Genomic DNA, 15,160 nt, shown 5'->3' on the forward strand with positions numbered 1-15,160 from the left:
CGCCATGTCGCAGATCACGTACTCCAGCGTGCCGGCGTGGGCGCGCCCCGGCGATCTGGCCGAGACGACGACGCCCGCGCCGACCGGCAGCGCATACCTGCTGGTCGGCGTGGGGTCCGTCGACGAGGTCCTCGATCGCTGGGAGTCCGACCTCGCGCCGCGTGCCACCACGAGGATCACCGGTGACGTCGACTCCGCGGGCGACGCGCTCGCCGAGGCGTTGTCGTCCGCGACGGTCGGCGTCCGGGTGTGGATCGCCGACGATGCCGGTGCAGCGCTGCAGCTTCGGGCCATCGCGCTCGCCGCGGGACTCGAAGACGACGAGATCGACGTCCTGGTCGCACCGGAGACGACGGGCGAGATCGACGTCTTCTGCGTGCACTGCCGCGCGGTGAACCGCGTGCGGGCACAGGTGGACGACGTCGTCGCGTGCGCTGGCTGCGGACGCGACCTGCTCGTCTACCACCACGTGTCCCGACGGACCGGTCAGTACCTGGGCTTCCAGGTCGACGCCGAGACAGCCCCGTTCGAGCCGGCCCCCCAGGAGGTCGAAGCATGAGTACTCCGGTCGCAGAGACCGCTGCGGTCGTCGAATCCGGGACCGGGTCGTCGCGGACCGATCGCGCGACGACACTGGAACTGGTCGTCACCGCGATCGACGTCCCCGCCGAGGGCATCCGCAGCATCACGCTCGCAGACCCCGCCGGCCGGCTCCTCCCGGGCTTCGTCCCGGGCAGCCACCTCGTGGTGCACGCGGGCCCGCACACCAATGCCTACAGTCTGACCGGCGACGGCACCCACCCGACCCACTACTCGATCTCGGTGCTCCGGGTCGAGGACGGGAACGGCGGATCGCGCTGGCTGCACGACGAACTCGCCGTCGGCGACACCCTCACCGTCGGGCTTCCGCGTAGTGCGTTCGCACCGATCGCCCGCGCACGCAAGCACCTGCTCATCGCCGGCGGGATCGGGATCACCCCGATGGTGTCCCACCTGCGGGCCGCCGCCCGGTGGCGTCGCGACGTGCAGATCCTGTACACCTTCCGCGAGAACGCGGGGGCGCACCTGCAGGATGTCGCCGAACTCGCCGGAGGCGACGCCGAGCTCTTCACCGAGCAGGACGCGTTCGTCGCCCGCCTCGGGGAGGCCCTCCGGGAGCAGCCCATCGGTACCCACCTCTACGTCTGCGGCCCGGCCGGGATGATCGACGCCGTCATCGACGCCGCCCACGAGGCGGGGTGGCCTGACTCGCGAATCCACTTCGAGCGCTTCGGGATCGACGCGCTCGACGCCGGTGACCCGTTCCGCGTCCGACTGACGGCGTCGGGCCGCACCGTCGACGTGCCGTCCGGGACCAGCATGCTCGAGGCCCTCGAGGAGCAGGGCATCGAGATCCCCAACCTGTGCCGTCAGGGCGTGTGCGGTGAATGCCGCATCCCCCTGTCCGGCGGTTCACCCATCCACCGCGACCTCTACCTCAGCGCCGAGGAGAAGGACGCCGGCGACGCCATCATGCCGTGCGTCTCCCGCGCCGGCGAAGGTTGCACCCTGGAGGTTCACCTGTGACCACCCTCGAGAACACCACCGGGACGACGCCGGTCGCATCCGACCTGATCGCCGGCTTCCCGTTCCCCTTCCCCGAGGACCGCTACCGATACAGCACCAACGTCGAGCCCGCCGAGCAGCCGGTCGTCACCCCGGCCGGCCAGTGGGGTGCCGCGGTCGTCGACATCGACTCGGAGTACCGTTCCGAACTCGACCAGCGGGCGGCGATCCTCGCCGCCGACCCGAGCCGCCACGCGGTCCTCCCGCACATGGTTCCCGCGGCCTGGGACACCATGCTCACGCTCATGCGCGAACTCGACGCGGTCTACCCCGAGCAGATGCACCTCGAGAACCTCGGCGGTGACGAATGGTTGTGGCGCAACGACATCCTCGGCATCGAGCAGCGCTTCCGTTACGCCGACGCCGCGACACTGCCCGACGAGCCGCTGCGCTACATCGCCTCGCAGGTCCAGGAGGACATCGCCCTCCTCGACCAGCGCAACGACCAGCTGTTCGTCGACGCGGGTGTCGTGACCTTCGCGGCGGACTGGAGCTTCGGCTTCGACGTGGGGATGAGCTTCCTGGAGATCCACGGCCCGGTGCCGCGGATCCGCAAGGAAGGTGTCATCACCCGCGCTCATGAGTTCCTCAAGCGACTCCAGCCGCATCAGCCGTACCGGCGGACCAACTGGACGCTGACGATCGACCGCCGCCTCGACGTGTCGACGGAGATCTACCACGAGTGGGGCCCGGACCGGGAGACCATCCAGCACGTCGACGACGAGGAGTTCGGCCGTCGCGTCCACCTGCGCGTGGAGGTCCAGCACCTGATCCGGCTCCCCGACTCGGGCGCGATCGTCTTCCTGATCCGCACCTACCTGCTCCCGTTGGACCAGCTCGCGACCGTGGAGCCCTGGCGTCGGCGCGCCGCGGAGGTGCTGGCCGAATTGCCCGCCGACATGGCCGAGTACAAGGGCATCATCAAGTACCGCGACCGGGCCGCGCAGTACCTGCGCGACGCCGCGCCCGTCGCGCCGCTGCCGTCCGGACCCGGCATGCCGGAGTGGCCCACCACTCCCCCGCCGGTCGACACCACCGGCGCCGCGTTCCTCGTCGTCGCGATCGGCCGCGACCCGGAGACCGCCCACGTCTCGCGGAACTGGGTGTCCACCGCGGAGGCGGCCGGCACCACGCGGCTGCTGGTCCTCGACTCCCTCACCGAGGAAGAGGACCGGACGGCCCTCGCCGCCGCCCTCGACGATGCGGTGATCGGGACGCGCATCATGGTCGCGGGCGGCCAGTACGACGTCATGACCGCGCTCGCACTCGCTCGCGAGGCAGGGGCGGTGCCGGCCGAACTCGCCGCGTACGTCACCGATTTCGGCGATCTGCCGATGTATTGCGCACACTGCCGGGACACCTTCCGCGTCGAAGCCGTCCCAGGAGGCGTCGTCGCCTGCCCGGGTTGCGCCCGCGACCTGGAGATCCACGAACACCATTCGCCGACGATGGGCAGCTACCTCGCGTCGGCCGCAGGAGGTGATGAATGACCGCTGCCGCAACAACTCCGGCACACCTGCACCCCGGATACACCACCGCGGCGCGACCCATGCGCGTGGTGAAGGTGCAGCAGCTCACCGACGAGATCAAACACTTCCGGTTCGCCCCGGTCGACGACGCGCCGCGGGCGCTGACGCCCTACCAGCCGGGCAGCCACCTGATCGTGAGCGCCGGCGAGCACCGCAACGCCTACTCGCTGGTCGACGACGGTATGTTCCCCGACACCTACGGGATCTCGGTGCTGCGGCGCGGTGCCGGAGGCGGATCGGCCTGGCTGCACGACAACCTGACCGAGGGCACCATCGTCGAGGTGGAGGGCCCGCGGTCGATGTTCGGTCCGGTCCTCAACCAGCGCGGGGCCCTCCTCGTGGCCGGCGGCATCGGAGTGACCCCGGTGCTCTCGCATGCGCGGGCCCTGGCCCGCGAAGGCCTGCGCGCCGACATCGTCTACTCCTATCGGCCCGGCGCCGCAGCACATCTCGACGATCTGCGCGCGCTGGCCGGGCAACCGAACATCACCCTGCACGAGGTCTCGGGCATCGACGAGACCACCGAGTTGCTGCGGGACCGGTTCCGTTCGCAGCCGCTCGGCACACACGCCTACGCGTGTGGTCCGGGACCGATGCTCGAGGCCTACACCGAACTCGCCGCCGAGCAGGGGTGGCCCTCGGCACGAGTGCATCTCGAACGGTTCACCGCACCCGAGCAGGACCCGGGCGAACCGTTCACGGTGACCCTCGCATCCAGCGGCGCCACGATCGTGGTGCCCTCCGGGGTGTCACTGCTCCAACGACTCCTCGACAACGGCGTCGAAGTCTCGAACCTCTGCCGGCAGGGCGTGTGCGGGGAATGCCGAATCCCCGTGCGCAGCGGCACCATCGAGCACCGCGACCTCGTTCTCACCGACGAGGAGAAGTCGCTCGGCGACGCCATGCTCTGCTGTGTCTCCCGCGGCCAGAACATCGAGGTGGACCTGTGACGACCGAAGCGATCCCGACGACACCCGCCGAGCTCTTCCTCAGCGCGCCGGTGGACCATCTGAGCAATCTCCCCTGGCCTTTCCCCGAGGACCTCGAGCAGTTCACCTACAGCGTCAACGTCGAACCCGCACGCATTCCCCGCCGCACCCGCGGGGGCGAATGGGGCAGGCACCTCGTCGATCTCGGCGGTGCCGAGTACCCGGCGATCATGGCCGAGCGGCGTCGCATCCTCGACGCCGACCCGTCACGGGTGCGGATCAGACCCGGCATGGAGATCGCCTGCTGGGACCTGCTCCTCTACTACCTCCGCGATCTCGCCATCTCTTATCCGGAGGTGATGCATCTCGACGAACACGGCGACGGCCGGTTCCATTGGCGCAACGACCTTCTCGGCACCGACCAGGAGTTCGTCCTGGATGACCCGAGCTCGCTGCCGTACGGACCGATGGAGTTCCTCGCCCGCGAGGTGCCCGACGACCTGCTGCTCGTCACCGAGCGCGACGGCCACCTCTACTTCGACGCCGGCATCGTCACCTTCGCCGCCGCCTGGTCGGTGTCCTTCGACGTGGGCATGGACATGTACGAGATCCACGCACCGGTTCCGCGCATGCTGCGCGAGGGCATCGTCGCGCGCGCCGAGCAGTTCCTGCGTAGGCTACCGGCAGATCAGGTGTACCGCAGGGTGAACTGGACTCTGTCGGCGTCTGATTCGCACAAACTCGACGTGAGCTTGGAAGAGTTGCCGGAGTGGGCCGGCGACGTTCCGGGCATGGTGGCCGACGGTGATTTCGCCAGGGCGCGCCTGCGAATCGAGCTCGAACACTTCGTCCGGTTGCCGATGTCGGGTGCCGTGACGTTCAATATCCGCACATTCATGGCCTCGCTGGAGGACGTGAAGCGCATACCCGAGTGGGCCGAGCAGTTGGCGACCGTCATCGAGACACTCGGTGAGGACATCGCCGCCTACAAGGGATTCCTCGACTACCGCGACAACGTCGTCGCATATCTACGCGGTCAATGACGCCCGTGAGCTGAGCAATGTGACCCCGACTTCCGAGTCTCCGAACCGAAAGATCGCCCATGGAACCGATACTCGCGACAAATGCCGACCTGGCCTGGATGCTCGCGGCATTCGTCTTCGTCCTGTTGATGTTCCCCGGCCTCGCCTTCTTCTACGGCGGCATGGTCGGCTCGAAGAACGTGCTGAACACCATGTCGATGGTCATGTCGACGCTGGCCATCACCGCGGTGCTGTACGTCCTCGTCGGATACGGACTCGTGTCCGGACCCTCGGTGGGCGGATGGGGCCTCATCGGCAACCCGACCGACTTCATCGGCCTCACCAACTGGCTGACCGATGACGAGTCCGGTGCCACCCAGACGCTGTACTTCGCAGCCTGGTTCATCCTGTTCGCGGCCATCACCATCGCCATCGTCGCCAGCGGAGCGGCCGGCCGCATGAAGTTCTCGGCCTGGCTCGTCTTCGCGCCGATCTGGCTGCTGGTGGTGTACTTCCCGCTCGCCCACTGGGTCTTCGCGGCCGACGTCGACGACGACTACAAAGGCGGCTTCCTGCTGAACAAGCTGCAGATCGTCGACTACGCGGGCGGAACCGCGGTCCACATGAACTCCGGTGTCGCGGCGCTCGCCCTGGCCGTCGTCCTCGGCGCCCGCAAGCGGCGTATGGAGCGTCCGCACAACGTGCCGATGGCCATGCTCGGCGGCGGCATCCTGTTCTTCGGCTGGTTCGGCTTCAACGGCAGCTGCGCCCTCGGCGCCAACTTCCTCGCGCAGTCGGTCATCCTGAACACCCTGCTCGCGGGCTCGGCCGGCATGATCGGCTTCGCCATCGTCGAGAAGTGGCGTGAGGGTCACGTGACCTCGCTGGGCCTGATCACCGGCGTCGTCGCCGGCCTCGTGGGCATTACCCCGGCAGCCAGCAGCATGACCCCGATCGGCGCCCTGCTCGTCGGCATCTTCGCCGCCGCGGTCGTCGCCTTCCTGCTCAGCTTCAAGGCCCGCCTCAAGGTGGACGAGACGCTCGACGCGTTCATGGTCCACGGCATCGGCGGCATCGTCGGCACCATCTGCATCATCCTGTTCGCCAGCGAGGTCGCGCCCGCCGGTGTCCAGGGCGTGCTATTCGGCGGTGATCCCGACATCATCTGGCGCGAGTTGCTCGGCATCGCCATCACGTGCACCTACTCCTTCGTGATGACCTGGATCATCGCGAAGGCGATCGACAAGATCATGGGCCTGCGGGTCGACGAGGAGACCGAGATGGTCGGCCTCGACACCACCATCCACGCGGAGACCGCCTACGAGATCCCCGCCTCGAGCGCGGGTCACGCAGGTGGCGGCCTGGGCGCTTTGTCGCCGGCGGTCGCGGCCGAGTCGGTGGAGAAGTCGATGCCGCCGTCGAAGCCGTCCGCTCAGGTCTGATCGGCCACCGACAGGACCTCCACGGACACCGAGAAGAAACGAACACCCGGCCCGGGGGCTCGCCGAGAACGGCGGGCCCCCGGGTCTTTTCGTGTCCGCCCTCCGGGCGACGCCCGGTTTGCCATCGGATGAAACAACCGCTCGCGGAACGACACTGACCGCTCACAGTTCGGAAACAGCGCCGAAACATACAGCCGGTCTACTAACGGTAGACAAAGATTCACACGAGTGGACAACCCCGATAGGCAAATCCCAGAGTCGATCCACGGAGCGCAGCATGACCATCAACGACACCACCGAGAACGCCACCCTCGCCGAGCTGTGCGCGGCCAACGACACCAAGTTCATCCTCGCGATGTTCGTCGATCTCCGCGGCAAGCCCTGCGCCAAGCTGGTCCCCGTCGAGGCCGTCGACGAACTCGCCACGGAGGGAGTCGGTTTCGCCGGCTACGCGGTCGGCGCGATCGGTCAGGAGCCCAAGGATCCCGACCTCATGGCGATCCCCGACGTCAACTCCTTCCTGCCGATCCCGTTCATCAAGGAGGGCCTCGCGGTCGTCCAGTGTGATCCGCACGTCGAGGGTAAGCCGTGGCCGTTCGCCCCGCGCAACATCCTCAAGAGCCTGATCGCCCAGACCGCAGACGCCGGCTTCGAGCCGTGGGTGGGGGCCGAGGTCGAGTACTTCCTGCTCAAGCGCGCCGAGGACGGTTCGCTGGTCACCGCCGACGCCGCCGACGACTCCGACCAGCCGTGCTACGACGTCCGCGGCCTGACCCGGATGTACGACCACCTCACGACCGTGTCGACCGCCATGAACCAACTCGGCTGGAGCAACTACGCCAACGACCACGAGGACGGGAACGGCCAGTTCGAGCAGAACTTCAAGTACGCCGACGCGCTGACCACCGCCGATCGGGTCGTCACCCTCCGCTACCTGCTCTCGGCCATCGCCGGCGAGAACGGCATGATCGCCACCTTCATGCCGAAGCCGTTCGCCGATCGGACCGGCTCGGGACTGCACTTCCACCTCTCCCTGACCAAGGGCGGCGAACCGGTGTTCCCGCAGGTCGGCGAGGACCTCCGCGGCCTGGGCCTGTCGGAGACCGCCTACGGCTTCATCGGCGGCATCCTCGAGCACGCGCCGGCCCTGCAGGCCGTGATCGCCCCGACGGTCAACTCCTACAAGCGAACCGGCGCCACCGCGACCCGCTCCGGCGCCTCGTGGGCGCCGCGCAAGGCCACCTACGGCGGCAACGACCGCACCCATTACATCCGCGTCCCCGACGACCAGCGCGTGGAGCTCCGCGGCGGCGACGGATCGGCCAATCCCTACCTCGCGGTTGCCACGCTGCTCGGCGCCGGCCTCGACGGCATCAAGCGCAGTCTCGATCCCGGTGAGGTCGGTGCGGCACCGAGCCACGTCGCCGAGCTGCCGCTGACCCTGCTGCACGCGGTCGAGGCACTCGAGTCCGACGCGGTGGTCACCGGCGCGCTCGACGCCGCGATCCCGCAGGACTGGCCCGCCGACCAGCCGACGGTCTCGACCTACTTCTCCAACCTCAAGCGCGAAGAGTTCTTCCACTGGCACTCGGCGGTCTCCCCCTGGGAGGTCGACAAGTACCTCACCGCCTTCTGACCCGGTACTCCGCCCCGGCGCCGGCAGCGGCGCCCGGGACAGCATCCACTCCCCCTTCGAAGAAAAGGAATTCGACCATGTGCGGAATCGTCGGATTGCACCTGCGTAATCCGGAACTCCATCCCCGTCTCGGTGCGATGCTCGCCGAAATGCTCGGCGAGATGCAGGACCGCGGCGCCGACTCGGCCGGCATCGCCGTCTACGGGAACCCAGAGTGGGCCCCGCCCGGCCACGGCTGCGTCTCCCTCCTCGAACTCGACGTCGTGCCCGACGAGGTCGCCTCGACCCTGGGTGCGGCCGTCGGCGTCCCGGTTGCCGCGCAGCTCGTCGACACCACCCTGGTCGTCTCCGCCCCGGTTCCCGCCGAGGAGCTGCTCGGCGCCGCCCGGGCCGCCTACCCCGATGCGCTGATCGCCGGCTTCGGCGCCGACCTGACCGTCCTGAAGGGCGTCGGCGCCCCCCGCGACCTCACCGAATCCTGGGGCCTGGCACACGCTTCCGGCTGGCAGGGCGTCGGCCACACCCGCATGGCGACGGAGTCGGCGGTGACCCCGTCCGGGGCGCACCCGTACGCGGTCGGCCCGGAGCAGTGCCTGGTCCACAACGGGTCGTTCTCCAACCACGCCACCATCCGTCGTGAGCTCCGCGCGGAGGGCGTCGAGTTCGACAGCGAGAACGACACCGAGGTCGGCGCCCGGTTCGTCGCACACCAGCTCGCCGCGGGCAAGGACGTGGAGACCGCCCTGAAGGAGGTCTGCGCGACCTTCGACGGCTTCTACACCCTGGTCGTTTCCAACCACGACTCCTTCGCGGTCGTCCGCGACGCCATCGCCTGCAAGCCGGCGGTGATCGCCGAGACCGACGACTGGGTCGCGATCGCCAGCGAGTATCGCGCGTTGGCCAAGCTCCCCGGCGTCGAGAACGCCCGCATCTGGGAACCGGAGCCGGAGGTGGTCTACGCATGGACACGCTGACCATCGACAACTCCCCTGCCCCTTTCCCCACCGACACGGCGAAGGCTGAGACGATGAGCCCCAATCACCACTTCGATCTCGCGGCCACACCCCTGCGAGAGGTCAATTCCGCACTGCACGGCGACATCTCGGGAGAGATCGTCATCGACAACCCGGCGGGCGCGCACGCCGTCGCAGCCGGTGTCAACGCCCCGGTGAAGATCACCGTCAACGGTCATGTCGGCTACTACGCGGCCGGGATGAACCAGCAGGCCGAGGTCGTCATCAACGGCAACGCGGGCACGGGCGTCGCGGAGAACATGATGAGCGGCACCGTCATCGTCAAGGGCAACGCCTCCCAGTCGGCCGGTGCGACCGCCCACGGCGGCCTGCTCGTGGTCGAGGGCGACGCGGCCGCGCGCTGCGGCATCTCGATGAAGGGCGTCGACATCGTCATCGGCGGAAACGTCGGCCACAACAGCGCTTTCATGGCGCAGGCCGGCCGCCTGGTCATCCGCGGCGACGCGGGGCACGGCCTGGGCGACTCGATCTACGAGACCCGCATCTACGTCCGCGGCGACGTCGCATCGCTGGGCGCCGACTGCATCGCCAAGCCGATGCGCGAGGAGCACCTCGAGGAGCTCGCCGGCCTGCTGAAGGCCGCCGGTTTCGCCGACGACGACCTGAGCGCCTACACCCGCTACGGCTCGGCCCGGGAGCTCTATCACTTCAAGGTCGACAACGCTTCCGCGTACTGACCCGCAGCCCGAACCTTTCGCGTATACCCCGTCCGAGGCGCCCGTCGACCTCGGACCCGCACACCGGAGACATCACCATGACCGAGAACCTCAGCATCGAGCAGCGCGGCCTCCGCGAATCGGCCACCTTCGACCGCACCACGATCGCAGCCATCCAGCGTGCCGCCGAGACCGGCATCTACGACATCCGCGGCTGGGGCGCCAAGCGCAAGCTCCCCCACTTCGACGACCTGCTGTTCCTCGGCGCGTCGATGTCGCGGTACCCGCTCGAGGGTTACCGCGAGCGCTGCGACACCGATGTGTGGCTGGGCACCCGCAACGCGAAGTACCCGTTGCACCTGTCGACGCCGGTCACCATCGCGGGCATGAGCTTCGGCGCGCTGTCGGCCGGCGCCAAAGAGGCCCTCGGTCGCGGCGCGTCGGAGGTCGGCACGTCGACCACCACCGGTGACGGCGGCATGACGCCGGAGGAGCGCGGCCAGTCCAAGCACCTCGTCTACCAGTACCTGCCCTCGCGTTACGGCATGAACCCCGACGACCTGCGCAAGGCCGACGCCATCGAGGTCGTCCTCGGCCAGGGCGCCAAGCCCGGCGGCGGCGGGATGTTGCTGGGGCAGAAGATCTCCGAGCGCGTCGCGGCGATGCGGACCCTGCCCGAGGGCATCGACCAGCGCAGTGCGTGCCGGCACCCGGACTGGACCGGCCCGGACGATCTGGCCATCAAGATCAACGAGTTGCGTGAGATCACCGACTGGGAGAAGCCGATCTACGTCAAGGTCGGCGCCAGCCGCACCTACTACGACGTGAAGCTGGCCGTGCACTCCGGCGCGGACGTCGTCGTGGTCGACGGTATGCAGGGTGGCACCGCAGCCACCCAGGAGGTCTTCATCGAGCACGTGGGCATCCCGACGCTCGCCGCGATCCCGCAGGCCGTCCAGGCGCTGCAGGAACTCGGCGTCCACCGCGAGGTGCAGCTGATCGTCTCCGGCGGCATCCGCAACGGCGCGGACGTCGCCAAGGCGATGGCTCTCGGCGCCGACGCCGTGGCCATCGGAACGGCCGCGCTGATCGCCCTGGGCGACAACGATCCTCGCTACGCCAACGAGTACGAGGCCATCGGCTCGGCCGCCGGCTACTACGACGACTTCCAGGACGGACGCGACCCCGCGGGCATCAGCACCCAGGACCCGGAGCTGTCCGCCCGGTTCGACCCGGTTCTCGGCGGCAAGCGCCTGGCGAACTTCCTGCGCGTCATGACGATGGAGGCCCAGACCATCGCCCGGGCCTGCGGCAAGGCGCACCTGCAGCACCTCGAGCCCGAGGATCTGGTGGCCATCTCGATCGAGGCCGCCGCGATGGCCCGCGTGCCGCTGGCCGGCACCGGCTGGATTCCGGGGAGTGGACTGTGAGCGATCAGGTCTCGACCGCATCGGTCGTCATCGTCGGCGGTGGCCTGGAGGGCGCGGCCACCGCCTGGGCCCTCGGACAGCGCGGCGTCACCGATGTCGTGGTCTGTGAGCGCGACACCGTGGGCGGCGGCATGACCGGAAAGTCGTCGGGCATCGTCCGTTGCCACTACGGCGTCAGCTCACTCGCCGCGATGGCCGCCTACGGTCTCGAGGTCTTCGAGAAGGCCGAGGAGATCTTCGGCACCGACATCGGCTTCCGGCAGACCGGCTACGTCGTGGGTGTGGGGGAGGCGAACGCCGAGAATCTCCGCAAAAGCCTTGCGGCACAGCGAGAAGTCGGTGTCCAGACCGAGGAGATCGACGCCGCCGAGGTCGCCGCGCTGTGGCCGGCGGCCGATCTCGAGCCCTTCGCGGCCTTCGGCTGGGAGGAACGCGGTGGATACGGCGACGCCTATCAGACCGCCCAGGCGTTCGCCGCGGCCGCCCGCTCCACCGGGATCAAGATCCGCCAGGGCACCGCGGTGAGCGAACTCGTCGTCGACGGGGACCGCGTCACCGGGGTCCGCCTGGCCGACGGATCGACGATCTCGGCCGACACCGTCGTCGTGGCGACGGGCGTGTGGACCAAGCCGTTCCTCGCGCGGCACGGCATCGACGTGCCGATCTCGGTGCACCGCGAACAGATCATGATGATCCACCCGGGCGAGGATCTCGGACAGGTCCCGGTCTTCTCCGACCTGGTGTCGCTGCAATACGTCCGTCCGGACGTCCGCGGCGAGATCCTGTTCGGCAACAGCGATCTGAAGGAGTTGGAGATCGCCGACCCGGACAGCTACAGCAACCAGGTCACCGGCGATTTCATCGATCTGACCGTCGAGAAGGTCGGCACGCGTTTCCCCGGCTTCACCGAGCCGACGATCACGACGAGCTACGCCGGCTGCTACGACGTGACGCCGGACTGGAACCCGATCATCTCCCGCGGCCCGCTCGACGGCCTGGTGCTGGCCTGCGGATTCAGCGGGCACGGGTTCAAGATCTCGCCCGCCGTGGGTCGCCTCGTCGCCGATCTCGTCGTCGACGGGCACAGCTCGGACCCGCGGATCCCGGAGTCGGACTTCCGATACACGCGATTCGCCGAGGACGACCTGCTCAAGACGAGGTTCCCGTACGTGGGGGCGGGCGAGATGCGCTGAGCGTCCTGTGACGGGCGTCGACCGACGAAAGGACGCGAACCATGTGTCAACTGACAGTGAACGAGCTCGCGCATTATGGTGGCGGGGTGACCGACGAGGAACTGATCCGGAACCAGTCCGGCATCGCTCGGGAACGGCCGGTGGATCAGTCGGTCGAGGAGCTCGAGCTGGAGACGGCGATCGCGCACAACGTGCGCCGACTCCGGCGGCAGCAGGGACTGTCGGTGGGCGACATGGCCTCTCGGGTCGGCATCTCCAAGGCGATGCTCTCGAAGATCGAGAACGCCCAGACCTCGTGCAGCCTGAGCACCCTCGCCCGCCTCGCCCAGGCCTTCGACGTCTCGGTGACGTCGTTGTTCCGCGGCGCGGAGATGGAGCGGTCGGCCGTCTTCGTGAAGGCGGGCGAGGGATCGGCGATCATCCGCGAGGGTTCACGCGAGGGTCACGAGTACGAGTTGCTCGGTTCCCTTCGGGGAGAACACAAGCGACTCGAGTGCCTGCTGGTGACCCTCACCGAGAAGTCGGTGACGCAGCCTCTGTTCCAGCACGCCGGTACCGAATTCCTGTACGTCCTCGAGGGCGTGATGGACTACGCGCACAGCCGCTCGGTGTACCGGATGCACCCGGGGGACGCACTCCAGCTCGACGGAGAGGGAGCGCACGGGCCGGTCGAACTGGTCGAACTGCCCGTGCGCTTCCTCTCGGTCATCGCGTTCCCGGATTCCGCCGTCTGACGCGGGTTTCGCTTGCTCAGAACTCCTCGGCGCCGATGAGGGCCGCGTCCTCGGCGACCTTGCGCTTCTTGGTCCGCACCATCGCCACCGCACCGAGCGCGACGGCGCAGTAGCCGACGGCGAACCACCACGGCGCGACCTCGCCGAACCACTCGGCCAGGTAGGAGACCAGCACCGCGGCGATGGCGGCACCCGCCCAGCGCAGGAAGCTGAAGCCGGCACTGGACACCGACCGCGGGGTGTCGGTTCCGCCCGACGCCATGGCCAGGTCGGTGAACAGGGTGTTGAGGATGCCCGACGGCAGGCCGGACAGGACGACGGCGAGGCCGATGAGCCAGACCTCGCCGGTCAGGGTCCCGATCCCGGCGAGCGCCATCACGACGCCGTAGCCGGTGATCGCGGTGAGGACTCCGCCCTTCTCGCCGATCGCCCGGGCCAGCGGTGTGGCCAGGAAGACTCCGGCGACGGCGGTCAGCAGACCCCAGCCGAAGAAGATCATGCCGGCGTGGATCGGGCGCAGTCCCATGGCGATCGGGGCCCACGCGATGACCGTGAACAGCGCGCCGGTGTAGAACGCGGACCCGATGCCGGCGATGGTCAGGGTGCGGTTCTTGAGGGCCTTGAGCGGGTCGCTGATCCGCACCGGGGTGCGGGTGGCACGCGGGGAGTCGGCGGGAAGCATGATCGCGCACAGGATGGCGCCGATGAGCATCAGCAGTGCGGTGCCGCCGAACGGTGCGCGCCAGGTCCACTCACCGAGCGTCGCGCCGAGGAGGGGGCCGACGGCCAGGCCGATACCGAGCGCGGCCTCGTACATCATGATCGCGCTGTGGCGGTCGCCTTTGGCGGAGGAGACGATGAAGGCCAGGGCGGTGGCGAGGAACAGCGCGTTGCCGAGACCCCACAGCACGCGGAGTGCGATGAGCTGGTCGATGTCGCTGGCGAGGACCGAGATGCCGGAGGCGAGGACGATGCACACCAATCCGACGGTGAGCGTGCGCTTGGGGCCGAAGCGGTAGGCCGACCAGCCGGTCACGAGCATCGCCACACACTGGACGCCGACGTACACGCCGAACAGCAGCGTGAGCTTGTTCGGGGGAGCGTTGAGCGCCTCGGCGATGCTGTGCAGGATCGGATCCACCAGGCCGATGCCCATGAAGGCGATGGTGGCGGCGAACGCGGTGATCCACACGGCGCGCGGCTGCATGCGGAACATCTCGAGGAGCGAGGCGTGCTTCTCCGGGGTTGCCGATCCCGGCGTGGATGCGGCCTTGTCTTCGGTGACGGTCATGAATGTCCTCTGAATCGGGCGGTGGGACAGGGGGATTGCGCTGACGGACGGCTCGGTGTTGAACCGGGGGTCAGTGGTCGGCGGTGGTCGTCGCGGGTTGTGCGGGACGTGCCGGTTGTCGGTCCAGCGCGTCGCGCAGGGCGGCCAGAGCCGGTGCGGCCGCCTCGAGCGCCTCGAGATGCTCGGGGCTCAGGTCCGCCAGGGCGTCGGTCAGGGCGACGTCGCGGCTGAGGCGAATCCGCTCGACCACATCGCGTCCGTGCTCGGTGAGGCCGACCAGTACTGCTCGCCGGTCCGCGGGATCGGGTCGGCGCTCGACGAGGTCGTGCTTGGTGAGTCCGTCGATCACCGAGGTGGCGGTGGGCATCCGGATGGCCTCGCGCTCGGCGAGCTCGCCCATCCGCATCGGACCGTGGTCGGCCAGGGTGTTGATCGCGGACGTCTGCGCCGCGGTGAGTTCCACGACGGGTGCGTGCCGCCGCAGGGTGATGTAGAGCCGCGTGATCGTCGGCCGGAGGGCCGAGGCGAGCTGGACGGGATCAGTGGCGGGCACGTTTAGAAACTCTAATACTTAGAAGATCGAACGAAAAGTTGAGACGGGTGTGAGATCGGCGACACGAATCCGGAAGGGATACGTGAACGCCACCTCCCGGAAACCG

The 15,160-nt window shown here is 68.7% G+C and carries 14 protein-coding genes; 12 read left to right on the forward strand and 2 right to left on the reverse strand.

The window, feature by feature from the left end:
- The first annotated feature begins 4 nt into the window (after positions 1-4).
- The 12 genes from E1P53_RS12640 (at position 5) to relB (ending at position 13,210) form a co-directional block, all read left to right on the forward strand.
- Positions 5-559: a dimethylamine monooxygenase subunit DmmA family protein gene (locus E1P53_RS12640; protein WP_131734478.1), complete on the forward strand. Its 555-nt coding sequence runs from the start codon at positions 5-7 to the stop codon at positions 557-559.
- Positions 556-1,566 carry a PDR/VanB family oxidoreductase gene (locus tag E1P53_RS12645; RefSeq protein WP_131734479.1) on the forward strand — a complete coding sequence of 337 codons (1,011 nt, stop codon included), beginning with the start codon at positions 556-558 and terminating at the stop codon, positions 1,564-1,566. The genes E1P53_RS12640 and E1P53_RS12645 overlap by 4 nt, the downstream gene beginning before the upstream one ends.
- Positions 1,563-3,095, forward strand: a complete 1,533-nt coding sequence (locus tag E1P53_RS12650) for a heme-dependent oxidative N-demethylase family protein (protein ID WP_131734480.1) — start codon at positions 1,563-1,565, stop codon at positions 3,093-3,095. The genes E1P53_RS12645 and E1P53_RS12650 overlap by 4 nt, the downstream gene beginning before the upstream one ends.
- Positions 3,092-4,084, forward strand: a complete 993-nt coding sequence (locus E1P53_RS12655) for a PDR/VanB family oxidoreductase (protein ID WP_131734481.1) — start codon at positions 3,092-3,094, stop codon at positions 4,082-4,084. The genes E1P53_RS12650 and E1P53_RS12655 overlap by 4 nt, the downstream gene beginning before the upstream one ends.
- Entirely contained in the window at positions 4,081-5,106 is a 1,026-nt protein-coding gene (locus tag E1P53_RS12660) for a heme-dependent oxidative N-demethylase family protein (RefSeq protein WP_131734482.1), read from the forward strand. The genes E1P53_RS12655 and E1P53_RS12660 overlap by 4 nt, the downstream gene beginning before the upstream one ends.
- A 59-nt stretch (positions 5,107-5,165) precedes the next feature.
- On the forward strand, positions 5,166-6,527 hold the full coding sequence (locus E1P53_RS12665) for an ammonium transporter (protein WP_109237952.1): 1,362 nt from the start codon (positions 5,166-5,168) through the stop codon (positions 6,525-6,527).
- Positions 6,528-6,804: 277 nt separating this feature from the next.
- Positions 6,805-8,163, forward strand: coding sequence for a type III glutamate--ammonia ligase (glnT, locus tag E1P53_RS12670; protein ID WP_131734483.1), 1,359 nt, complete (start codon positions 6,805-6,807; stop codon positions 8,161-8,163).
- 77 nt (positions 8,164-8,240) lie between these two features.
- Positions 8,241-9,137, forward strand: a complete 897-nt coding sequence (locus E1P53_RS12675) for a class II glutamine amidotransferase domain-containing protein (RefSeq protein WP_006901114.1) — start codon at positions 8,241-8,243, stop codon at positions 9,135-9,137.
- A complete protein-coding gene (locus E1P53_RS12680) occupies positions 9,125-9,874 on the forward strand; it encodes a GltB/FmdC/FwdC-like GXGXG domain-containing protein (RefSeq protein WP_181954831.1) in 750 nt (249 codons plus the stop codon). The genes E1P53_RS12675 and E1P53_RS12680 overlap by 13 nt, the downstream gene beginning before the upstream one ends.
- 77 nt (positions 9,875-9,951) lie before the next feature.
- The gene (locus E1P53_RS12685; RefSeq protein ID WP_131734484.1) at positions 9,952-11,283 is read left to right on the forward strand and encodes an FMN-binding glutamate synthase family protein; all 1,332 of its coding nucleotides are present in this window, start codon (positions 9,952-9,954) and stop codon (positions 11,281-11,283) included.
- Positions 11,280-12,476 carry an NAD(P)/FAD-dependent oxidoreductase gene (locus tag E1P53_RS12690; protein ID WP_109237954.1) on the forward strand — a complete coding sequence of 399 codons (1,197 nt, stop codon included), beginning with the start codon at positions 11,280-11,282 and terminating at the stop codon, positions 12,474-12,476. The genes E1P53_RS12685 and E1P53_RS12690 overlap by 4 nt, the downstream gene beginning before the upstream one ends.
- Positions 12,477-12,517: 41 nt before the next feature.
- Positions 12,518-13,210 carry a type II toxin-antitoxin system RelB family anti-toxin gene (gene relB / locus E1P53_RS12695; RefSeq protein WP_006901118.1) on the forward strand — a complete coding sequence of 231 codons (693 nt, stop codon included), beginning with the start codon at positions 12,518-12,520 and terminating at the stop codon, positions 13,208-13,210.
- Between the two features lie 16 nt (positions 13,211-13,226).
- On the opposite strand, the gene E1P53_RS12700 is transcribed toward relB, so the two are convergent.
- A complete protein-coding gene (locus tag E1P53_RS12700; protein WP_131734485.1) occupies positions 13,227-14,501 on the reverse strand; it encodes an MFS transporter in 1,275 nt (424 codons plus the stop codon).
- Positions 14,502-14,571: 70 nt separating this feature from the next.
- On the reverse strand, positions 14,572-15,054 hold the full coding sequence (locus E1P53_RS12705) for a MarR family winged helix-turn-helix transcriptional regulator (RefSeq protein WP_131734486.1): 483 nt from the start codon (positions 15,052-15,054) through the stop codon (positions 14,572-14,574).
- Positions 15,055-15,160: the final 106 nt, after the last annotated feature.

The sequence above is a fragment of the Gordonia paraffinivorans genome (genome assembly GCF_900683595.1).
Taxonomy (GTDB): Bacteria; Actinomycetota; Actinomycetes; order Mycobacteriales; family Mycobacteriaceae; genus Gordonia; species Gordonia paraffinivorans.